General features: G+C 75.0%; 20 protein-coding genes and 1 pseudogene. 8 read left to right on the plus strand and 13 right to left on the minus strand.

The genetic code is table 11. The features are described from left to right. Nucleotides 1-46 precede the first annotated feature (46 nt). A complete protein-coding gene (locus ACH4SL_RS28025) occupies nt 47-847 on the plus strand; it encodes a carbohydrate ABC transporter permease (protein ID WP_398450993.1) in 801 nt (266 codons plus the stop codon). On the opposite strand, the gene ACH4SL_RS28030 is transcribed toward ACH4SL_RS28025, so the two are convergent. From ACH4SL_RS28030 to ACH4SL_RS28065, 8 genes are all read right to left on the minus strand, one after another. Next, nucleotides 825-1,892, minus strand: coding sequence for a LacI family DNA-binding transcriptional regulator (locus ACH4SL_RS28030; protein WP_398450438.1), 1,068 nt, complete (start codon nt 1,890-1,892; stop codon nt 825-827). The genes ACH4SL_RS28025 and ACH4SL_RS28030 overlap by 23 nt on opposite strands. Continuing rightward, nucleotides 1,889-4,402: a glycoside hydrolase family 2 protein gene (locus tag ACH4SL_RS28035; RefSeq protein ID WP_398450440.1), complete on the minus strand. Its 2,514-nt coding sequence runs from the start codon at nt 4,400-4,402 to the stop codon at nt 1,889-1,891. Before ACH4SL_RS28035 ends, ACH4SL_RS28030 begins: the two co-directional genes overlap by 4 nt. A 255-nt stretch (nt 4,403-4,657) precedes the next feature. After that, nucleotides 4,658-5,182: a hypothetical protein gene (locus ACH4SL_RS28040; RefSeq protein WP_398450442.1), complete on the minus strand. Its 525-nt coding sequence runs from the start codon at nt 5,180-5,182 to the stop codon at nt 4,658-4,660. Then, nucleotides 5,179-6,525: a DUF58 domain-containing protein gene (locus tag ACH4SL_RS28045; RefSeq protein WP_398450444.1), complete on the minus strand. Its 1,347-nt coding sequence runs from the start codon at nt 6,523-6,525 to the stop codon at nt 5,179-5,181. The genes ACH4SL_RS28040 and ACH4SL_RS28045 overlap by 4 nt, the downstream gene beginning before the upstream one ends. Then, nucleotides 6,522-7,493 carry an AAA family ATPase gene (locus ACH4SL_RS28050; RefSeq protein ID WP_398450995.1) on the minus strand — a complete coding sequence of 324 codons (972 nt, stop codon included), beginning with the start codon at nt 7,491-7,493 and terminating at the stop codon, nt 6,522-6,524. The genes ACH4SL_RS28045 and ACH4SL_RS28050 overlap by 4 nt, the downstream gene beginning before the upstream one ends. A 105-nt stretch (nt 7,494-7,598) precedes the next feature. Next, nucleotides 7,599-8,114, minus strand: coding sequence for a hypothetical protein (locus tag ACH4SL_RS28055; RefSeq protein WP_398450446.1), 516 nt, complete (start codon nt 8,112-8,114; stop codon nt 7,599-7,601). After that, the gene (locus ACH4SL_RS28060) at nt 8,111-9,226 is read right to left on the minus strand and encodes a DUF4129 domain-containing protein (protein WP_398450448.1); all 1,116 of its coding nucleotides are present in this window, start codon (nt 9,224-9,226) and stop codon (nt 8,111-8,113) included. The genes ACH4SL_RS28055 and ACH4SL_RS28060 overlap by 4 nt, the downstream gene beginning before the upstream one ends. 134 nt (nt 9,227-9,360) lie before the next feature. Beyond that, nucleotides 9,361-9,948, minus strand: coding sequence for a hypothetical protein (locus ACH4SL_RS28065; RefSeq protein WP_398450450.1), 588 nt, complete (start codon nt 9,946-9,948; stop codon nt 9,361-9,363). Between the two features lie 235 nt (nt 9,949-10,183). On the opposite strand from ACH4SL_RS28065, the gene ACH4SL_RS28070 reads away from it, so the two are divergent. Then, on the plus strand, nt 10,184-11,281 hold the full coding sequence (locus ACH4SL_RS28070) for a chemotaxis protein (protein WP_398450452.1): 1,098 nt from the start codon (nt 10,184-10,186) through the stop codon (nt 11,279-11,281). Nucleotides 11,282-11,323: 42 nt separating this feature from the next. Here ACH4SL_RS28070 and ACH4SL_RS28075 read toward each other — a convergent pair whose 3' ends face one another. After that, nucleotides 11,324-11,950 carry a hemerythrin domain-containing protein gene (locus tag ACH4SL_RS28075; protein ID WP_398450454.1) on the minus strand — a complete coding sequence of 209 codons (627 nt, stop codon included), beginning with the start codon at nt 11,948-11,950 and terminating at the stop codon, nt 11,324-11,326. Nucleotides 11,951-12,176: 226 nt separating this feature from the next. Between ACH4SL_RS28075 and sigJ the strand changes: the two genes are divergently transcribed. Next, the gene (gene sigJ, locus ACH4SL_RS28080) at nt 12,177-13,205 is read left to right on the plus strand and encodes an RNA polymerase sigma factor SigJ (protein ID WP_398450456.1); all 1,029 of its coding nucleotides are present in this window, start codon (nt 12,177-12,179) and stop codon (nt 13,203-13,205) included. A 106-nt stretch (nt 13,206-13,311) separates the two neighbouring features. Here the strand turns inward: sigJ and ACH4SL_RS28085 are convergent, their stop codons facing one another. Next, nucleotides 13,312-13,893, minus strand: a complete 582-nt coding sequence (locus ACH4SL_RS28085; protein ID WP_398450458.1) for an SRPBCC family protein — start codon at nt 13,891-13,893, stop codon at nt 13,312-13,314. Between the two features lie 224 nt (nt 13,894-14,117). On the opposite strand from ACH4SL_RS28085, the gene ACH4SL_RS28090 reads away from it, so the two are divergent. From ACH4SL_RS28090 to ACH4SL_RS28100, 3 genes are all read left to right on the plus strand, one after another. After that, nucleotides 14,118-14,582 carry a universal stress protein gene (locus tag ACH4SL_RS28090; RefSeq protein ID WP_398450460.1) on the plus strand — a complete coding sequence of 155 codons (465 nt, stop codon included), beginning with the start codon at nt 14,118-14,120 and terminating at the stop codon, nt 14,580-14,582. 109 nt (nt 14,583-14,691) lie between these two features. Continuing rightward, nucleotides 14,692-15,174: a cation:proton antiporter regulatory subunit gene (locus ACH4SL_RS28095; protein ID WP_398450462.1), complete on the plus strand. Its 483-nt coding sequence runs from the start codon at nt 14,692-14,694 to the stop codon at nt 15,172-15,174. Nucleotides 15,175-15,177: 3 nt separating this feature from the next. Next, nucleotides 15,178-16,398, plus strand: coding sequence for a cation:proton antiporter (locus ACH4SL_RS28100; protein ID WP_398450464.1), 1,221 nt, complete (start codon nt 15,178-15,180; stop codon nt 16,396-16,398). Between the two features lie 39 nt (nt 16,399-16,437). Here ACH4SL_RS28100 and ACH4SL_RS28105 read toward each other — a convergent pair whose 3' ends face one another. Beyond that, nucleotides 16,438-17,049: a winged helix-turn-helix domain-containing protein gene (locus ACH4SL_RS28105; RefSeq protein ID WP_398450466.1), complete on the minus strand. Its 612-nt coding sequence runs from the start codon at nt 17,047-17,049 to the stop codon at nt 16,438-16,440. Between the two features lie 94 nt (nt 17,050-17,143). Continuing rightward, nucleotides 17,144-17,272, minus strand: a complete 129-nt coding sequence (locus ACH4SL_RS28110; protein WP_398450468.1) for a hypothetical protein — start codon at nt 17,270-17,272, stop codon at nt 17,144-17,146. 189 nt (nt 17,273-17,461) lie between these two features. Here ACH4SL_RS28110 and ACH4SL_RS28115 point away from each other — a divergent pair. Beyond that, nucleotides 17,462-19,565, plus strand: a pseudogene (locus ACH4SL_RS28115) (FUSC family protein). 51 nt (nt 19,566-19,616) lie between these two features. Continuing rightward, complete coding sequence (locus ACH4SL_RS28120; protein WP_199923334.1) at nt 19,617-19,769, plus strand: hypothetical protein; 153 nt, start codon at nt 19,617-19,619, stop codon at nt 19,767-19,769. Nucleotides 19,770-19,802: 33 nt separating this feature from the next. Here ACH4SL_RS28120 and ACH4SL_RS28125 read toward each other — a convergent pair whose 3' ends face one another. Continuing rightward, a complete protein-coding gene (locus ACH4SL_RS28125) occupies nt 19,803-21,032 on the minus strand; it encodes an acyl-CoA dehydrogenase family protein (protein ID WP_398450471.1) in 1,230 nt (409 codons plus the stop codon). Nucleotides 21,033-21,145: the final 113 nt, after the last annotated feature.

Genomic DNA, 21,145 nt, shown 5'->3' on the forward strand with positions numbered 1-21,145 from the left:
GGCCGACGCCGGGACGCGGGCCCGCCGCACGGTGGCCCGGACGCTGATGTACCTCTCGCTCGTCGCCGCCTGCGTGGTGGTGCTGCTGCCGCTGGTCGCGGTGCTGCTGACGTCGCTCAAGACCTCCCGCGAGATGGCCGACGGGAGCGGCGCGCTGACGCTGCCGCACAACTGGCTGAACTACCACAACTACGTGACGGCCTTCCGGGCCGGGAAGATGCTGCGGGCGTTCTGGAACACCGCCTTCATCCTGGTCTTCTCGATCGCCGGGACGGTGCTGATCGGCTCGATGGCCGCCTACGCGATCGACCGCTTCCACTTCCGGCTGCGCCGGCTGGTGATCGCGCTGTTCCTGATCGGCTCGCTGGTGCCGAGCGTGACGACCCAGGTGGCCACCTTCAAGATCGTCAACGACTTCGGCCTGTTCGACAGCCGGTGGGCGCCGATCCTGCTCTACATGGGCACCGACATCGTCTCGATCTACATCTTCCTGCAGTTCATCCGGGGCATCCCGGTGTCGCTGGACGAGGCGGCGCGCATCGACGGGGCCAACGCCTTCACGATCTACTGGCGGATCATCCTGCCGCTGCTCAAACCGGCCGTCGCCACCGTGGTCATCATCAAGGGGATCACCGTCTACAACGACTTCTACATCCCCTTCCTCTACATGCCCTCGGACAACCTGGGGACGATCTCCACCTCGCTCTTCCGCTTCAAGGGGCCCTTCGGGGCGCACTGGGAGGACATCTCGGCGGGCGCGATCCTGGTGATCGTGCCGACGCTGGTGGTCTTCCTCTTCCTCCAGCGCTTCATCTACAACGGCTTCACCCGGGGCGCGACGAAGTAGGGTGACGCGGCGGGGCCGTGCTGCCACGCGGGGTGAGAACCGGCGTGGCGACCGGCCCCGTCCGCGGCCGCCCGCCGCCGAGCAGCGCCAGCAGCCGGCCGGCCACCTCGGCGCCGAAGCCGAAGACGTCATGGCTCATCGCCGACAGCATGGGCCGGGTGAGCCGGCACAGCTGGGAGTCGTCCCACGCCAGCAGCGACAGGTCGTCCGGCACCGCGAAACCCATCTCGGCGGCCACCGACAGCCCGGCGACCGCCATCAGGTCGTTGTCGTAGAGCACCGCGGTGGGGCGGCGGGGCGAGGCCAGCAGCGTACGGGTCGCGCGGGCGCCCTCGCCGCCGGAGAAGTCGGTCTCGACGCCGGTCCACTGCTCCAGGCCCAGTTCGTTGGCGGCGGCCTCGAAGGCAGCGGACCTGATCGCGGTGTGGCCCAGCTCGGCGGCGCCGCCGACCCGGGCGATCCTGCGGTGGCCGAGCGCGGCCAGGTAGCGCACGGCGTCCGTGACGGCCGCGGCGTCGTCCGTCCAGGCCGCGGGAAGGCCGCCGGTGAGCGTCGGGTGGCCGACGGCGACGACCGGCATGCCCAGCGCGGCGATCTCGGCGGGGCGCCGGTCGCCGCGCCGGAAGTCGACCAGGATCGCGCCGGACACCTGCCGCGAGCGCCACCAGGTGCGCTGCACCTCGATCTCCTCGTCGGGATCGCCGACGACCCGCAGCAGCAGCGAGACGCCGTGGTCGGCCAGCACGCTCTCGATCCCGGAGATGAACTCCATGTAGAACGGTTCGAGGCCGAGCATGCGCGCCGGTCGGTCGATGGCCAGGCCCACCGTGTCGACCCGCGCCCCGGACAGGGCGCGGGCCGACAGGCTGGGCTCCCAGCCGAGCGCGCCGGCCGCGGCGAGCACCCGGGCGCGGGTCGCCTCGGAGACGCCGGGGCGGCCGTTGAAGGCCATCGACACCGCCCCCTTGGACACGCCCGCGAGGGCGGCGACGTCGTTGATCGTGGGGCGCGGCGGCGGATCGCCCGGGAGGGCCGGACCGCTCACCGGCCGCCGTCTTCGCGGTCCCCGGCGCTCCCGCCTGGCTGCCGTACGGCCGCGTTGACGCTGAACAGCGCGGCGGCGGCGGCCTGCGGGGTGGGGGTGTCCCAGCCGGTGACGGTGAAGGCCGCGCTCTCGCCCGGCAGCAGCGTCGTCAGGCCCCGGTCGGTGCTCGCCCCGGGGGCGAGCCGGTCGGCCTGGAGCAGCAGGTCGCGCAGCAGGACGCGGGCGGTGACGGTGACCTGGGCGCTGCCGTCGGGGCGGACGGCGAGGTCGAGGTCCCAGGCGGGCTCGGGGTAGGCGAAGTCCTTGTCCCGGACCGGGAACCAGCAGGTCCGCTCGGCGCCGGCCTGCACCGTCAGCAGTTCCTTGCCGCCCTCCGCCGCGGGCAGCAGCTCGTCGGGTACGGGCAGCTCGGCGACGGTCCTGGGCGCGGCGGCGAAGGGCAGCCGGGCCTCGGCGAGCACCGTGCCGTCCACCGCGACGCGGCGCAGTACGGCCTCGCCGGTCCACTCCCCCGCCGCCTGGTTGACCAGGGCCGCGACCTGCCCGCCGGGGCGGGCCTGCACGGTGACGAGCCGGTCGGCGTACAGGCGGGCGAGCTCGTGGTAGAGCGGTTTGGGGCGCTCGTCGCCGTCGATCGCGGCCCAGGACGTCACCGGCCAGCAGTCGTTGAGCTGCCAGACCACGGTGCCGGCGCAGCGCGGCCAGTGCGAGCGCCAGTGCTCGATACCGGTGGCGATCGCGCGGGCCTGGTTGACCTGGGTCAGGTAGTGCCAGGTGTCGAAGTCGGCGGGGACGGGGAAATGCCGGGCCAGGCCCCGGGCGAGTTTCCCGTTGCCGTCCTCGGCCTTCTGGTGGTGCAGCATGCCGGGCGAGTCGGGGGCGAGCGGCTCGTCGCTCAGCGCACGGCGGGCGGTGGCGTACGCCGGCGGGGCCTGCCAGCCGAACTCGGCGACGAAGCGGGGCACGCTGTCGAGGTAGTCGGTGTAGTCCTCGCGGTTCCAGACCTCCCAGGAGTGGGCGGTGCCGTGCCGCGGGTCGTTGGGGTGGTGCTCCCACGAGCCCGACCAGGGGCTGCCGGCCCAGTAGGGGCGGGTCGGGTCGGTCTCGGCGACGACGCGGGGCAGCAGGCCCAGGTAGTAGCCCTCGCCCCAGGAGTCACCGGCCAGCTCGGGCTCCCACTCCCAGTCGCGGAAGCCCCAGAGGTTCTCGTTGTTGCCGTTCCAGAGCACCAGGCTCGGGTGCGGGGCGAGCCGGGAGACGTTCTCCCGGGCCTCGGCCTCGACCTCGGAGCGCAGCGGCTGCTCCTCGGGGTAGGCGGCGCAGGCGAAGGGGAAGTCCTGCCACACCATCAGGCCCAGCTCGTCGCAGGCGTCGTAGAAGTCGTCGCTCTCGTAGAGCCCGCCGCCCCACACCCGCACCAGGTCCACTCCCGCGTCCGCGGCCTGCCGCAGCCTGCGGCGGTAGCGGGCGGCGTCGACGCGGGTGGGCAGCACGTCGTCGGGGATCCAGTTGACGCCGCGGGCGAAGACGGGGGTGCCGTTGACGGCCAGCGTGAAGGCGCTGCCGTGCGCGTCGGGCGAGGTGTCGAGGGTGACGGTGCGGAAGCCGACGCGGCGCTGCCAGCGGTCGAGGGTGCCGTCCTCCCCCGGGGCCGCCGCGGGGTCGGTCAGGGTGACCTCGCAGTCGTAAAGGGGCTGCTCGCCGTAGCCGCGCGGCCACCACAGCCGCGGGTCGGGGATCTCCGCGACGGCGGTGACACGCCCGGCGCCGGGCGGTACGGCGGTCTGCGTGCTGTGCTCGCCGACCCGCACCCGCAGCACCAGCGGGCGGTTCTCGCCGGAGGCAGTGCGCTCCAGCTCGACGCGGGCCTCGACGCGGCCCGTGCCGTCCTCGACGGTCACCAGCGGGGTGACCCGGGCCAGCCGGGCGGTCGACCAGTGCTCCAGCCGGACCGGCTTCCAGATCCCGGCGGTGACCAGGGTCGGGCCCCAGTCCCAGCCGAACGAGCACGCCATCTTGCGGAGGTACTGGAAGGGCTCGGGGTAGGAGTTGGGCCGGTCGCCGAGCAGCTCCCGCACGCGCTCGGCCTCGGTGTAGGCCGAGGTGAAGGCGACGGTCAGGGGGACCCCCGCCGCGGCCGGGCGGTGCGCCGTGACGTCGAAGCGGTAGCCGCGGTGCATGTTGCGGGTGCTGCCGAGCGCGGTGTCGCCGAGGGAGACGGCGGCGACGGTGTCGAGGCCGTCGAAGACCAGGTCGCTGCGCTCGTGGGCGGTCGTGACGGGCGGCAGCACGCACGCGTACGTCCAGTCGGCGCGGCCGACCCAGGCGGCGGCGGTCTCGTTGCGGTCGAGGAAGGGGTCGGCCAGCAGCCCGGCGGCGAGCAGGTCGGTGTGGACGCAGCCCGGTACGACGGCGGGAACAGCGCCGCCGGGCTCCCCGCCGAGGCCGGTGACGCCTGCGCGCGGCAGGCGGAGGCTCCAGCCGTCGACCAGGGGCGTGACGTCCTTCATCGCTTCTCCTCTGCCTACGGCGGCGGCTGGCGTGTTAAACGGTAAAGCACGTCAAGCGCTGATGGGAAGCGGGGAGTTTGCCGCTGGGCGGCACATTTACTGAACCGATACAGGTAGGTGCGCCGGGGCGTGGCAGCGTAGGCCGGCCACACACAGGGGCGCGGGGAACTGCGCGGCCGGCCCCCACCGGCGGGACGGTGCGGAGACCGGCCGCAAGCAGCACCCCGTGGCGCGAAAGGCCCCGGAGGGGCCGGCTCAGCGGTGGCGGAGGGCCAGGGCGACGCAGGTGGTGGTCGCGGCGACCGCGAGGGCCGCGGGGAGGCGGGCCCAGGACGTGTCCGCCAGCGGGGCCTGCGCCGCGGCGAAGGTCACCGCGCAGGCCGCGGCCGCGGCGGCCGCGGGCCGCAGGCGGTCGGTGCCCGGCGGAGCGGACGCGCTCATCGTCCAGGCGTCCGTGACGAGCAGATACGCGGCCAGCAGGCCGACCACGCACGCGGCCAGCCACACCGCCGGCGCGGTGACCGCGGCGAGCAGCACCGCTCCCGCCGGCAGCAGCGTGTTGCGGCGGTGGACGGCGACGTCCTTCCAGCGCATGGACGACAGCACGGGCCGGGTGTCGACCATCGGCGCGGCCCACCACGCCACGGCCACCGCGGCGACGACGAGGAGCCAGCCGATCCGCGGCCCGGTCACGGTGCGCGGCGGGTTGCAGGCGGCGACCGCGAGCGCGGCCCCGAGGACGCGGGCGGTCAGCCGGTGGGCACCCGGTGTGCGGCTCATCGGCTTCCTCCGCGGATCCGGGTGCGCAGCAGCGGCGCGAGGGCGAGGTCGAGCGTCTCGCCGGGGGTGTGGGTGACGACGGCGATGCCGCGTTCGGTGAGCGCGAAGCGCATCGCCTCGCGGTCGGCGCGCCACAGCCGCAGGGCGAGCTGCGCGCGGGAGTCGCCGGGTTCGACGGCCGGGTCGCCGCTGGGGATCTCCACCACGACGAGCGGGTTGGCCCGCGACCTGACCTGGTCGAGGACGTCGAGGATGCGCTGGTCGGTGAGCGGTGTGAAGACGTAGACGAGCGCGTTCTCGGGGAGCGCGGGCGGCGGCAGGCGGCGCAGGCCCGTCGTGCGGTAGCCGAGGTCCTTGCGGACGTCCAGGACGCTCTCCACGATCCGGTAGAAGTACGTTCCGCCGCTGCCGGGCTGGAGCCAGCGGGTGGCGCCGCCGACCGAGACGACGCCGATGCGGTCGTGGGTGCGCAGATAGGCGCGGACGAGTCCGGCGGCCGCGCGGAAGGTCTCGTCGAGCGAGGACGCCCCGGTCGCGGGGTCGCGCACGTCGGCGAGCACGTCGAGCAGCACGACGGTGTCGGAGGCCTTCTCCGCGGCGAACTGGTGGAGCTGCAGCTCGCCGCGGCGGGTGGTCGCGGGCCAGTGGATGCGCCGCTGCCGGTCGCCGACGACGTACGGGTGGACGCCGGTGACCTCGACGCCCTCGCCGCGCTGCGTGGAGGTGTGCTCGCCGAGGCGCTGCGGCAGCCGGACCGGGATGGGTGTGACGCCGGCGGCGCTGGGGACGGGGAAGACCGCGACCTCGCCCAGGTCGACGCGGACGGTGCGGCGGGCGGCGCCGCCCGCGTCGTACACGTCGATGTCGACCGTGCCGACGCTCCAGCGGCCCCAGCGCTCCGCGGTGCACCGGAGGGTCAGGTGCCGCGGGCCGGTCGTGAGCTCGTCCAGGCGCAGGCCGGGGCCGGGGGTGATGCCCGGGTCGAGGCGCCCGGCGGTGCCGTCGAGGCCGAGGGTGACGGTGACGGTGAGCTGCTCGCCCTCGAAGCAGCGGCGCGGCTGGACGTCCACGACCGGGTCGATCCGCCGCGGCCGGGTGCCGGCGGGCAGCGCGAGGGCCAGCAGCGCGAGCGGTACGGCCGCCGCGGCGAGCAGCCAGGCGTGCCCGGTGACCAGGGCGGCGGCGACCGCGACGGCGGCGACGGTGCCGTGGCGCAGCGCGCTCTCCGAGGCCCGCCAGCCGGGGGGCGGCGGGCTCGGCGGCTCGGTGGGCCCGCCGTCGGAGATGTCGCGGCCGCCGAGCGCCCGCTCGATGGCCGCGGACCGGCCGGTCCGGGTCGTCATGAGGCGACGCGGCTGCGGGGCAGGGTCTGCGGGGCGGCGACGGACTGCACGATCTCGGCGATGACGTCGTCGGCGTCGATCTGCCGCACCCACAGCTCGGGCTTGAGCGTGACGCGGTGGGCGAGCGCGGCCACCGCGACGTCCTTGACGTCCTCGGGCGTGGCGTAGTCGCGCAGGTCGAGGACCGCGCGGGCGCGGGCGAGCTGCACGAGCGCGAGGCCGCCGCGGGGCGAGGCGCCGACCTGGATGTGCTGGTGGGAGCGGGTGGCGCCGACGAGCGCGACCACGTAGTCCAGCAGGTCGTCCTCGACCTCGACCCGCTCGACGGCGGCGCGCATGGCCAGTACATCCTTGGGGCTGCCCAGGGTGCGCAGCACGGCTTCGGGGGCGGCGCGGGCGATGCGGGCGCGCAGCATCCCGGTCTCCTGCTCGGCCGTCAGGTAGCCCATGCGCACGCGCAGCAGGAAGCGGTCGAGCTGGGCCTCGGGCAGCGAGTAGGTGCCCTCGTACTCGATGGGGTTGGCGGTGGCGATGACGACGAACGGGTCGGGCAGCGGGCGGGTGCTGCCGTCGATGGACACCTGGGACTCGGCCATCGCCTCCAGCAGCGAGGCCTGGGTCTTGGGCGGGGTGCGGTTGATCTCGTCGGCGAGCAGCAGATGGGTGAAGACGGGACCGGGCCGGAAGACCATGTCGCCGCTGCGCTGGTCGTAGAAGGGCGCGCCGGTGACGTCGGAGGGCAGCAGGTCGGGGGTGAACTGGATGCGGCGGAAGTCCAGGCCGAGGGCGGCGGCGAAGGAGCGGGCCATGAGCGTCTTGCCCAGGCCCGGCAGGTCCTCGATGAGGACGTGGCCGCCGGCGAGGATGCCGAGCATGACCATCTCCAGCGGCCGGGACTTGCCGACGACGGCGGTGCGTATCTCGGCCAGCACGCCTGCGGCGCGCTCACCGGCCTCCCGGGGCGTCATGGCGTACGGGCCGGCGGCGTCGGCGATGCGGTCTTCGGTCACGTGCGGTTCCTCACCTTGCCTGGACATGGGACGGGCGGCGGCGGGGCGCGGGCGCGGGCGCGGTCACAGCGTCTCCAGCCGGTCGAGCAGGGCGCGCAGCACCCGCTCGGGGTGGTCGGGTCGCCGCGCGGGGCGGCGGTGCGGGTCGATCCAGGGCCACAGGTCGGCGCCGACCAGGGCCTTGGCGCGCTCGGGCTGGCGGTGCAGGTGCACGCCGTGCTGCTCGGCGAGGCGGGCGGCGAAGAGCCGCTGGAGCTGCGGGCGGAGCGTGGCGACGAAGTGCACGTCGGCGCCCTCGCCGATCGACTTGTCGACGATGCGCTGCCATTCGCCGAGGGCGGGCGCGCGGCTGCCGAGCAGCCGTACGTTCCGCCGGAAGCCGCTGTCCTGGGCGCCCGCGCCGGTGGCGTAGCGGGCGACGGCCAGGCCCGCGACGGTGCACACGGCCAGCGCGGCGGCGGCGCCGGCGGCTCCCTCGGCGAGGGCGAGCACGACGACGACGGCCGCACCGGTCGCGCCGAGCAGGAGCAGCGAGTGGCGTACGGAGCCGGGGGTGCCGGGCTCGGGCGGCTCGTTCACCGGTGGGCTCCCGTCGTCGGCTGCGGTCCGCGGCCCTGCGGGCGGTCGGCGGGCGTGGCGGCCGGGCCCGCGGCGGCTGCCTCGGCCGCTTCGGCTGCCGCCGCCGCGCGGGCGGCGGCCTCGGCGAGCTGGGCGGCGATGGCGTCCAGCGCGGCGGCGGCGCGGTCGCGGTGGGTGGTGTCCATGGGGTGCGTGGAGTAGCGGGCCTCGCGGAACAGCGAGGTCAGGTCGGCGGCGTGCGGGCCGCCGAGCAGACCGCTGCCCGCGGCGCGCTCCAGCAGGTCCTGCGGGCTGTCGGAGGCCCGGCGGGCGACGCCGGAGCCTGCCAGGGACCGTTCCATGGCCGCGTAGCAGGCGATGACGGCGGCGCGCGGGTCGCCGTCGCCGAGCAGCGCGCGGCGGCCGGAGTCGACGGCCTCGGCGAGCGCCTCCTGCTCGTCGGGCTCGTGGGCGTAGGGCTCCGCCGCCTCCCGCGCCGCGGGCCCGTAGAGCTGGCGCCACAGCCGGTAGCCCGCGACGAGCAGCAGGGCCGCGAGCGCCACGAGGGCCAGCACGACCACCAGGTGCGGGATGGTGATCGACGGGCCGTGACCGGGCTTGTGCGTCGGAGGGGCGTGGACCGGATATGTGCGGAGCGGGGGCGGGGCGACGGTGAATTCGCCACGCTCCGGCGGGGTGGCCGAGGAGTGCGGGAAGGGGTGCTTGAGGAGCAGCAGCAGCGGGACGACCAGGGCGGCGGCGACCAGGGTGATGCTCACGGCCTCGGAGAGTCGCTGCTCGAAGGGCGGCAGGTCGTAGCGGCGGGCGACGCGGGCCCGGTAGCGGCCGGCCGCGACCAGTCCGGCGCCGAGGGCTGCCAGCGCGAGCAGGATCACGGCGGTGGTGCTGTCCAGCGGCCCGCCGCTCTTGGCGAGCAGCGAGTGGCCCGGGTGCAGCAGCAGCGCGCCCAGCGCGGTGCCCGCGGCGGCGACCAGCGCGAGCGCGGTGCCCGCTGCCGCCGTCCTGCTCCCCCGTCCGGCGACCGGCGCTGGCGCGGGGTGTCCCGCTCCGTCCGCCGTCTCCGGCGGCTCCGCCTGCCCGTCCGTCCCGGCTGTGGTGTCCTGCCCGTCCACCGCCGCCTCCCCTCACCCCGAAGTCGGAAGCTTCGCACACGGGTCCGACAACGTCAGCGGCGGCCCCCTGGCCGGGACTTCGCCCGGATACCCGGCGGGGGCGGCTTCGGGCAGGGCCGCCGGGAAGGGGGCGGTCAGAAGCGCTGGGCCTTGGCGACCCGCGGGGTGAGCACGGTGCCGCGGTCCTTGGTGGTGAAGGCGATGGTCTGGGTGCTCCTGCCCGCGGCGACGCCGGTCGCGCCGACCACGGAGCTGTCCACGACGTGGCCGGTGGAGTCGGCGAACTCGACCTTGACCGCGTAGGACGCGGTCTTGTCGGTGCTGTTCGCGATGCCGACGACGACCGCGTTCAGCCCGCCGGTCTGCGCGGGCGGCACGGTGGTGAGCTGCACGGAGTCGATCGCGTTGCCCTGCCCGGCGGCCTTGGCGACGGCGGCGTCGAAGGACGCGGCGGCGCTGGTCGCGCCCGCGCCGGCCGAGGCGGCGAAGCTGGAGGCCGCCGCGGCGGCCGAGGACGCCGCGGACGAGGCGGCCGCGGCTCCGCTGGAGACCGCCGAGCGCACCGCCGAGGGCAGCCGGGTGCCGGACGGCGAGCTTCCGCCCGAGGAGTCGTCGCAGCCGCCCACCAGCACGAGGCCGCCCGCGGCCGCGGCGACCAGCGCCGCGGCGGTGGCGGCGCGCAGCCGGCCGGCGGCCGGGACGCGTATCCGGTTCCGGGTCACGGGCTCCCCTTCTGCTCCCCGGGCGGCGACCCGGTCCCCCTCACCGTGCGGGGTCCCGGCGGTGCCCGCAGCGCCCGGCGGGCCGTACGGGTGACGGCCCGCGGCGCCCGGCCGGGAGGGCGGCGGGACGCCCACAAGCTGCGGGGGGCCGCACATTGATATATCCAGGAAGGGACGAAGAGACGCCCCGGGGGACGTCTCCGGCAGATGTTGCAGCCGCCGAAAGGGCACCGACATGCACGCGCCGATCAGTCCCGCCGTCCTCGCCGACCTGCGCCGTCCCCGGCCGTATCCGGCCGTCTCGATCCTGCTCCCCACGCACCGCCGCGAGCCGGACAACGCCCAGGACGCCGTACGGCTGCGCAATCTGCTGGAGGAGGCCAAGGACGCGGTGCACAACGATCCCGAGGTCTCCCGGGCGGACCGGATCGATGTGATCGGGCAGCTCGACCAGGCCCTCGGCGAGGTCGACCTGGTGCACGCCGAGGACGGGCTGGCGATCTTCGCCGCGCCGGGCGAGCACCAGGTGTGGACGCTCGCCCGCACGGTCCCGGCCCGGGTGCTGCTCGCGCAGACCTTCCTGACGCGGAACCTGGTGGCCGCGCACGTGGCGAACCAGCCGTACTGGGTGCTGGCGCTGTCCGCCGACGTCGCCACCATGTGGAGCGGGTCGAAGGGGCGGGCGCCCGAGCAGGTCACCGGGTCCTTCCCGATCCGCCGGGTGCAGGAGGACTTCGACCCGGAGCGCGAGGAGCGCATCGGCGACACGCCGAGCATCTTCAACGACGAGTCGACCCGGCAGTTCCTGCGGGAGGTGACCGAGAAGGCCGGTGTGGTCCTGGCCGCCGACCCGCAGCCGCTGTACGTCGTCGCCGAGTCGGAGGCGCTGGCCGCGCTGGACGACGCGGGCAAGCTGGTCAAGGAGTCCGCGGGGCGGATCGTGCAGGGCGGGCTGGCCGAGGGTCCCGCCGAGGCGCTGCGCAAGGCGCTCGCCGAGGCGGCGGGGCAGCGGGCCGCGGAGGAGGTCGGCGAGGTGCTCGCCGAACTGGACCAGGCCCGCAGCCGGAAGGCCTTCGCGGGCGGTGTGGACGAGGTGTGGCAGTCGGTGGCCGAGGCCCGGGTGGCGCTGGTGGCGATCGAGGACGGCTACCGCGCGACGGTGCGCGACGACGGCGACCACCTGGTCCCGGCCGCGACGGGCGACCGGGGTGCCAGGGACGACATCGTCGACGAGATCGCCGAGCAGGCGCTGGACACGGGTGCGCGGGTGCGGTTCGTGCCGGACGGCGAGCTGGCGGACGTCGGGCACGTGGCGGCGGTGCTCAGGTACTGACGCGGGTGACGGGGCGGGCAGGCGCCCGCCCGGCCTGGACGTTCAGGACTGCCAGCGGGCCTTCTTCGCGTAGGAGCGCTGCCAGAACAGCTTGTTGGCGACGCGGACCGGCGGGGGGAAGGCGCCGAGGAATTCGCGCTCCTGGGCGGGTGTGGAGCCGTCGAGGACCCAGGGGACGTAGTTCGCGACACCCTTGAGGCCGAACTTGCGGGCGTTGGCGAGGCCGAACTTCCGCCACTCCGCGGGGGTCAGGACCTCCTGGATGAGGGGCAGCGCGCTGTCCTCCTCGTGCCGGAAGTGGTTGTCCATGACCTGGTAGAGGTCCTCGATCCTCGCGGCGAGGTCCGGGTCGGTGCTGTGCAGGGCGGCGTCGACGGAGTCGATGCGCGGGCCGAGTTCGGCGTGCTCGGCCTCCATGTCCTTCATGAGCTGCTGGGCGTCGGGGCGGCCGGTGATCTTGGCCTCGACCTGCGGCCACAGGGCCGCGTCCTCGACGGAGTGGTGGTGGTGCAGCTGCCTGCTGAAGTTCTCCCAGCCGGCCAGCGCCTGCGATGCGCGCCCCCGGCCGGCCTCCGCCGCGGCCGCGAGCCGCTGCAGGTCGCGGCGGAAGGCGCGGTGGGTCGCGTACATGATGCTGAAATCGATCTCTTCGGCTTGGCGGTCGGTCACGGCGGCCCGCTTCCTCTCCTGTCCGGTGGTCCCGCCGCCCGGTGGCACGGCAGGGGTGCGGGCCGGCGCGGCGGCCCACGGACATAGGAGGTTCCCGGCGCGCGGAGTGTGACATCCGCGGCGCGTGGGGAGACGCGCGTCACACCCGCGCGCGTGATGTCACGCTGGAGGCCGTGCGCGCCCTCTGAACGGGTGACGGGGAATCGCACCACGGGAGGCCTTCATCGTGTCCGACACACCGGCCACGCACGCCGCACACACCACGGGAAGCACCAGCGGCACCGGCGGCGAGGACGACCGCGCGACCGCGGAGTTCGTCAGCCACCGCGAGCTGCTCTTCTCGGTGGTCTACAACATGCTCGGCAGCGCCTCGGACACCGAGGACGTGCTCCAGGAGACCTGGCTCGCCTGGACGCGCCGCAACGAGCCGGGCCGCGCGGCGGACATCGTGAACCCGCGCGCGTACCTGGTGCGGATCGCCGTCAACCAGGCGCTCGCCCGGCAGGCCAGCATCAGCCGGCGGCGGGAGACGTACGTCGGGCCGTGGCTCCCCGAGCCGCTGCTCACCGAGGCGGCGCCGGAGGTGGCGGACTCCTCGCAGGCGACCCGGTCGGCGGACGCGGCCGACGCGGCACTGCGCGGGGAGTCGGTGTCGATGGCCGTGCTGGTGGTGCTGGAGACGCTGACGCCGCTGGAGCGGGCGGTGTTCGTGCTGAACGAGGTGTTCGGCTACGCGCACACCGAGATCGCCGGGATCCTGGAGCGCAGCCCGTCGGCGGTGCGGCAGCTCGCGCACCGGGCGCGCGAGCACGTCCAGGCGCGGCGGCCGCGCTACCAGGCCGACCGGCGCCTCCAGCGGCAGGTGACCGAGCGTTTCATCGCCGCGGCGCTGGGCGGCGACCTGGCGGGCCTGATGACGCTGCTGGCCCCGGACGTGACGCTGTGGGCGGACGGCGGCGGCCTGCCGGGCGCGCTGGTACGGCCGGTGTCGGGCCAGGAGAACGTGGCGCGGCTGCTGACCGGCTACGCGGCCAACCGGCTGCCGCGGTCGGCGGACATCCGCTACCGGCAGGTCAACGGGGACCCGTCCGTGGTCGTCGTCACCGACGACTCCCCCACCGCGGTCATGGTGGTGGACCTGGATCCGGTCGACGACAAGGTCACCGACATCTACCTGGTGCTCAACCCGGACAAGCTCTCCCGGGTCGGCGAGGAGGCCGCGGACGCCGCCGCCGGTGAGCGGGAGGGGGCCTGACGGGCCCCCGGACATGCGGAGCCCCGGCCGGGACGGGGGGACCAGGCCGGGGCGGTCGCAGTGGCGGGCTCGGGGGAGCGCCGCGCCACGAGGTTTAGTTTAACACTCAATGAGCGTAGTCGAATCCGCCGGGCGCGGACGACGCGGGCAGGGCTCCGGCGGCCGGTGCAGGAGCCCCGGCCGCGGGTCCGGCGGGCGGGCCCGCGGACGCTCCGGCGGCAGGCAGCGCCGGGCTCTTCAGGGCGGCCGCTGCGGGCACGGCGCCGCCGAGCAGGTCGCGGAACTTCCCGGCGTCCACCGGCAGGTCGCGGCGCCAGGCCATCGCGACGACAGGGGCGAGCAGCAGCAGCGCCGCGCTCAGGCAGCTGGTGACCGACAGCCGGACCATGGTGCCGTCGGCGTGCGGGATGAGGTCGAAGCCGTAGACCGGCACCTGGGTGCCCAGCGGGCTCCACATGCGCTGGCCGCGGAAGACTATGCGGCGCGAGGGCTGGAAGTCGGCGCACACCAGCCGGTGCGGGCGTCGCCGCCCGGGGTAGCGGTAGCGGTAGGCGGCGTCGCGGCCGGGCACCACGTCGTCGGAGTCGACGGCGGTCACACCGGAGCTCCAGAGGGCGAGATTGCGGGCGTCGGCGAGAAAGTCGAAGACCTCGGTGTCCGGCCTCGGCACGAAAACACTCGTGGACACGCTCGGCATGACAAACCTCCCCGGTAGCGGCGTGGGCGGCGAGCCGGCGCGAAGGCGCGGGCCTGACCTCGGTCCACGCGCCCGGCGGAGGGCGCCGCCTGTTTCACTCCTCCCGAGAAGCGTGCCCCGCAAAGGTGCACATGTCGTGGCAATACACCCATTGGGGTGAGCACACAGCGTCGCCGGGGGTGAACCCGCAGGCCGGGGGCCTATAGCCTGGCCGCGTGGACGAGCAGAAATCACCTGTGCGTTTCGAACGCGGCACCGACGGACCGAAGGTCATCGTGGCCGGACTCGACGGTTCCGACTCGTCCTGGCGCGCCGCCGCGTACGCCGCGGGGCTCGCGCGCCGGCAGAACGCGCTGCTGGCCCTCGTCTACGTGCAGTCCTACCTGCCCGGCGGCGCCGCGCTCGGGGTGCCGGTGGCGGACGTGGACACCGGGGTCGCCGACCAGCTGGTCGCCGAGATCCGCGCCTCGGTGGAGCGGCTGCGCGGCACCTTCCAGGTGCGGTGGGAATTCCACACCTTCCGCGGCGACGCGTACGGCGGGCTGGCGGGCGCGGCCGACGAGCTGAAGGCCGACGCGGTCGTGGTCGGCGCGTCGGAGCGGGCCGGCCACCGCTTCGTGGGCTCGGTGGCCGTCCGGCTGGTCAAGGCGGGCAAATGGCCCGTCACCGTGGTCCCGTAACGCCCGCTCCGCGGCCGCCTGCGAGAACGCAGAGTGACGGCGGCCACGTCACAGGGGTGGGACTCCGTGATTGGATGGGCTGCCAGGCCCGTTTCGACCTGGAGTTCCCATGGACAACGAGTTCCGCCCGCGACGCACCCCGCTGCCCGGTGTCGGCGTCCGCTACGACGTGGTCACCGACGACGGCCGCCACGTGTCCGTGGTGGCGCACCTGGACGGCCGGCGCTGGCTCGCCTTCCACGACCCGTCGGACGACGACGCCTGCCGGGAGACCGTCCTGCTGGGCCCGCACGAGGCCGACGCCCTGGCGAAGATCCTGGCCCCCGAGCCGCTGCGGCAGTACCTGCCCGCGGGGATCGACCTGGTCACGGAGAAGATCCCGGTGACCGCGCGCTCGCCCTTCTGCGGCCGGCTGCTGGGGGAGACGCAGGCGCGCACCCGCACCGGCGCCTCGATCGTCGCGGTGCTCCGGCGCACGTCGGCCACCCCCTCCCCCGCACCGGACTTCCGCTTCGCGGTGGGCGACGTCCTCGTCGTCGTCGGCACCCGCGAGGGCGTCGAGGCCGTGGCCGACCTGATCGACGGAGGCTGAGGCGTGGAGAGCACGGACCTCCTGCTGGAGTTCGGCGCGGTCATCCTCGGCCTCGGCATACTCGGCCGCTTCGCCGACCGGTTCGGGTTCTCGGCGATCCCCCTCTACCTGCTCGCCGGGCTGGCCTTCGGGCAGGGCGGCCTCCTCCCGCTCGACGCCAGCGAGCAGTTCATCGCCACCGGCGCGGAACTCGGCGTCATCCTGCTGCTCCTGCTGCTCGGGCTGGAGTACAGCGCGCCCGAACTCGTCGGCAGCCTGCGGACCCAGTATCCGTCCGGCGCGGTCGACTTCCTCCTCAACGCCACCCCGGGGGCGCTCGCGGCCCTCCTGCTGGGCTGGGGCCCGGTCGCCGCGGTGGTGCTCGCCGGTGTCACCTGGGTGTCCTCCTCCGGGGTGATCGCCAAAGTGCTGGGCGACCTCGGGCGGCTCGGCAACCGCGAGACACCCGTCGTCCTCGGCGTCCTGGTCATCGAGGACCTGGCGATGGCCGTCTACCTGCCGCTGGTCACAGCGGTGCTGGCGGGGATGAGCCTGGCCGGCAGCAGCCTCGCGCTGCTGATCTCGCTCGGCACCGTCGCGGTGGTGCTCTACGTCGCGCTGCGGCACGGGCGGCTGATCAGCCGCGCGGTGTCCACCAGCAACGCGGAACTCCTGCTGCTGGTCGTCCTCGGGCTGACCCTGGTCGTCGCCGGATTCGCCCAGCGGCTCCAGGTCTCCGCCGCCGTCGGGGCGTTCCTGGTCGGCATCGCGCTCTCCGGCGAGGTGGCCGAGGGCGCCCGCAACCTGCTCACCCCGCTGCGCGACCTGTTCGCCGCCCTCTTCTTCGTCTTCTTCGGGCTCAGCACCGACCCGGCCGCGATCCCCTCGGTGCTCCCGCAGGCCCTGGCCCTGGCCGCGGTCACGGCCGGCACCAAGATCGCCACCGGGTGGTACGCGGCGCGGCGCGCGGGAGTCGGGTCAGGGGGCCGCTGGCGGGCGGGCGGGGCGCTCGTCGCGCGCGGCGAGTTCTCCATCGTCATCGCGGGACTGGCGACCGCGACCCAGCCGCGCATCGGCCCGCTGGCGACCGCGTACGTCCTGATCCTGGTCATCGCGGGGCCGGTCGCCGCCCGCGTCACCCAGCCCGCCGCCCAGGCGCTCGGGCGGCTGCGCGCCCCGCGGCGGCCCGCCGGCGACGACGGGACGCCGGCCGCGGAACCGGAGAAGACCGCGGCCACGAACTGACGACCCGCCGCCGGGCGGACGGGAGGGGGCGGACGGGCGCTACGGCTGCGCCGGGGCGTACTTGTAGCCGACCCGGCGCACGGTCACGATCGTGCCGCGGTGGCCCGCGCCGAGCTTGCGGCGCAGCCGTGCGACATGGACGTCGACGGTACGGCCGTCGCCGACGTGGCCGTACCCCCACACCGTGGTGACGAGCTGGTCGCGCGAGTGCACCCGGTGCGGGTGGGCCACCAGGTGCGCGAGCAGCTCGAACTCCAGGTAGGTGAGGTCCAGCGGGCGGCCGTCCACCTCGACGGTGCGCCGGTCGGCGTCGATGCGCAGTCCCGGTCCCGCGGGTCCGGCCGGCGCGGGCGCCGGCGCCGGCGGGGCGGGCGGTTCGGCGGGCACCAGCACCAGGTAGCCCACCATCGGCGCGCCGCCCGGGGCGGTGGGCAGCACATGGCCGGGGGCGGGCAGCCAGGTGGCGCCGGGCGGCAGGAAGTCCGGCGCGGGCGGCACCTCGTCGGGCCGTACGGCGCGCAGTCGCTGCCGGGCGGCGGGCACCCCGGCGGGGTTGAGGGACGGCACACGCGGTGGCATCCCCGGTCGCGGGGGCACACCGGCCACCGGGGACGCGGTGGTGACGGGGGAAGCGGTGGGCACGTTCGACATGGCTCGGCTCTTTCGCGCGAAGGGTCGTGGGACGCCGTGTGCGCGGGACCTTCTGCTGTCGCCCGGCCGCCGGAGGGCGGGGCTTACGGGCAGGTCAGCGGGATACGCCGGTCCGCGCGGGGATCGCGCGGCAACACCAGCGGTCGAAGTGGTGCTCCTGCCGGGACGGCCAGAACGGTTCGAGGTCGCTGCGACCTGTCCCGGTGTCATGAATGCTGGCCATGTCCCCCATTGAACCAGAAGGCGGCGTGCGGGTGTGAGGGGTGTGCGCGCCCCGCGGGGTGGTGGTCGTCACGTCCCGCCGGGCGGAAGGGCGTTGCGCTCCCCCGCCGGAGCCTGCGCTTCCGTTCCTGCCCGCACCGGACCGGGCCGGATCTCCGCAACGGGCGCTGAACTGCCTATTGTCTGCTCCATGACGTGGTTGCGTGCGCTGCGGGAGACCTCCCGGTCCGGCCTGAAGGTCGAGCGGACCCGGCTGGAGCCGCTGGTGGCGCTGCGGGCGGCGGCCGGTGTCGCGATCGTCGTCGGGCTGGCCCTGTGGCTGTGGTCGCCGCCCGTCGCCGCGTCCTCGGCCTTCGGGGCGTTCGCCGCCGGGGTCGCGACCTTCCAGCGCAGCTGGCGGCCGCGGCCGGTGCTCGCGCTCGCGACCGGCGCGGGGCTCGCCCTGAGCACCTTCCTCGGCTACCTGGCCGCCTCCCACGTGGTGCTGTTCGTGCTGCTGCTGGCGGTGTGGTCGTTCGGCGCGGGCCTGGCGTGGGCGCTGGGCCCGACGACCGGGATGGTCTCGGCGCTGACCGTCGCGGTGATGCTGGTGACGGTCACGCTGCCGACGTCGGCGCTCAGCGCGCTGCACCACGCGGCCCTGGTGGGGCTCGGGGCGCTGGTGCAGGCGGCGCTGATCGTGGTCTTCCCGATCCGCCGCTGGGGCGCGCAGCGCGACGCGCTGGCCGACGCGTTCGCCGCCGAGGCCGACTACGCCCGGCGGCTGCGGCACGAGCCCGTCGCGCCCTTCGACCCCGAGGCGCTCATGGCCGCGCGCGAGGCCGCCGAACTGACGCCCCGGCAGGCACGGCGGCGGCCCGACGAGCTGCACGGGCAGCGGGCGCTGGCCGAGCGGATCCGCCCGGTGCTGGCCTCGCTGGCCGACCCCACGGTGGGCGCGGCGGCCGAGGGGCCGCAGCGGGACCGGGCGCGCGAGGTGCTGGCGGCCGCGGCCGTCGTGCTGGACGCGGTGGCCCGCTCCATCCGGCACGGCACCCCGCTGGAGGTGCCGGAGCGCGCCGACGCGCTGCTGCGCTCCGACGCCCCGGGCGCGGACCTGACCGGCAGCGCGCGCCGCTCGGCGACCCGGCTGGTGTCGCTGCTGTCGGCCGCGGTGGAGCGGGCGGAGGGCTCGGGCCCCGCGGACGCCACCGGCACCGCGCACCTGCTGCGCCCCAAGGCCGGCGAGCTGCTGCCGAACCGCGGTGCGCACGGTGCGCCGCCAGGTGCGCTGGGACGCGCCGGTGCTGCGGCACGCGCTGCGGTTGTCCGCGGTGGCCTGCGTCGGCTACGTGCTGGGCAGCGCGCTGCCGCTGGGGCACGGCTACTGGGCGCCGATGGCCTCGGTCATGGTGATGCGTCCGGACTTCACCCAGACCTACGAGCGCGGGGTGGCCCGCTTCACCGGCTCGCTGGTGGGCGTCGCGCTGGGCACCGCGATCACGCAGGCGGCGCACCCGGGCACGTACGCCCTGGCGGGGCTCGCGGTGGTCAGCATCGGGCTGATGTACCTGCTGATGCGCAGCGGCTACGTGGTCGCGCAGGCGTGCGTGGGCGCGTACGTCGTCTTCCTGCTGGGCATGGGCGGGCAGCAGGTCGAGCAGACCGTACGCGACCGGGTGCTGCTCACGCTGCTCGGCGGGCTGCTGGCGATGGCCGCCTACGCGGTCTTCCCGGCGTGGGAGACGCCGCGGCTGCGGGACCGGCTCGCGGAGTGGATCGAGGCGACCAGCGGCTACGTCGCGGCGGTGATGGACGCGCACGCCGATCCGGGGCGGCGCCGCCCCGGCGCGGTGCGCCGCGCGCTGCTGGACCTGCGGGCGGCCGGGGCGACCTGGGACCAGGCGGTGGCCCGCGCGGACGCCGAGCCGGTGCGGCACCGGGGGGTGTCGCGCAGCGCGGTGCGGGACGCGGACGCGGCGCTGTCGGCGGTCGGGCGGGTGGGGCTGGTCATGGAGGCGCACCAGCCCGGCAAGGATGCCGCCCCGGTGCCGGAGGCGGCGCGCTTCGCCGCGGCGCTGCGGGAGGCCACCGCGCTTGCCGCGGACCAGGTGCGCGAGCGGCGGGCGCCGGACTGGTCGGCGCTGCACGCCGAGCTGGCGCGCTGGCCGTCCGACCCAGCGGGCGACCGGGTCGTACGGCGCGGCGCGCAGCTGCTGGTCGACACGCTCGACGAGCTGGCCGAGGCGCTGCGTCCCAGGTCGGCGGGCCGCCGGCACCCCGCGGGCGAACCCGGGCCCCCCGCGGCGCGGTGACCGGGGGGTGCGGGTCTACGCTTTTGGGGGCCGGACCAGAAGGAGCCTTCCATGCACATCGGCGCGATCCACGACCTGAGCACCCTGGCGGTGTCCGACACCGCGGGCCCGGGGCCGGTGATGCGTACCGTCCTGCTGGTGTCGGTGGTGGGGGTCGCGCTGATGGCGTGGTTCCTGCTGCGCGGCTACGGCAAGGACAAGTAGCCGCGCTTCCGGCCGGGCCCGTTCCCCGGCGGTTCAGCGGATCGGCAGGCCCGACAGGGTCCGTGCGATGACCAGCCGCTGGATCTCGCTGGTGCCCTCGAAGATGGTGTAGATCGCGCTGTCGCGGTGCATGCGCTCCACCGGGTATTCGCGGGTGAAGCCGTTGCCGCCGAGGATCTGCACGGCCTGGGCGGTGACCTTCTTGGCCGTCTCGCTCGCGAAGAGCTTGGACATCGAGCCCTCGGCCGAGGTGAAGGGCTTGCCCGCGGTCGCCATCCAGGAGGCGCGCCACACCAGCAGCCGGGCCGCGTCGATCTGGGTGCGCATGTCGGCGAGCTGGAAGGCGACGCCCTGGTTGTCGATGATCGGGCGGCCGAACTGCTCGCGACCCGTGGCGTACTCCAGCGCGTACTCGTAGGCGGCGCGCGCGGTGCCGACCGCCATCGCGCCGACCGCGGGGCGGGAGGCCTCGAAGGTGGCCATGGCGGCGTTCTTGGACCTTTCGGTGCTCCCGGTCCTGGCGCGCTCGCGGGCCCGGGCCAGGCGCTCGTCGAGCTTGTCCTTGCCGCCGAGCAGGCAGTCGCCCGGGACGCGGACGTTGTCCAGCACGACCTCGGCGGTGTGCGAGGCCCGGATGCCGTGCTTCTTGAACTTCTGGCCCTGGGACAGGCCGGGGGTGCCGGGCGGCACGATGAAGGAGGCGTGGCCGCGGGTGCCGAGTTCGGGGTCGACGACCGCGACGACGACGTGGACGTTCGCGATGCCGCCGTTGGTGGCCCAGGTCTTGGTGCCGTTGAGCACCCACTCGCCGGAGGCCTCGTCGAAGACGGCTCGGGTGCGCATGGCGCCGACGTCGGAGCCGGCGTCGGGCTCGGAGGAGCAGAAGGCGGCGACCTTGACGTCGTCGGCGTCACCGTACATCTGCGGGACCCAGGTGCCGATCTGCTCCTCGGTGCCGTTGGCCAGCACGCCGACGGCGGCCAGGCCGGTGCCGACGATGGACAGCGCGATGCCGGCGTCGCCCCAGAACAGCTCCTCCATCGTCATCGGGATGCCGAGGCCGGTGGGGTCGAAGAACTGCTGGGCGTAGAAATCCAGCGAGTACAAGCCTATTTTGGCCGCCTCCTGGATGATGGGCCACGGGGTCTCCTCGCGTTCGTCCCACTCGGCGGCGGCGGGGCGCATCACGTCGGCGGCGAAGCCGTGGATCCAGTCGCGCACCTGCCGCTGGTCGTCGTTGAGATCGAGCGTGAAGTCGCCCATCGTCCCCTCCACATGCTAGTTACTTGCGGTAACAGCAGTCTGTTACCGTCGGGTAAGCGATGTCAACTCGCCAAGCCGCATCCGGTGTGCGGGGCCAGGGGTGTTACGTTGCG

It is taken from the genome of Streptomyces sp. NPDC021020, assembly GCF_044333285.1.
Taxonomy (GTDB): domain Bacteria; phylum Actinomycetota; class Actinomycetes; order Streptomycetales; family Streptomycetaceae; genus Actinacidiphila.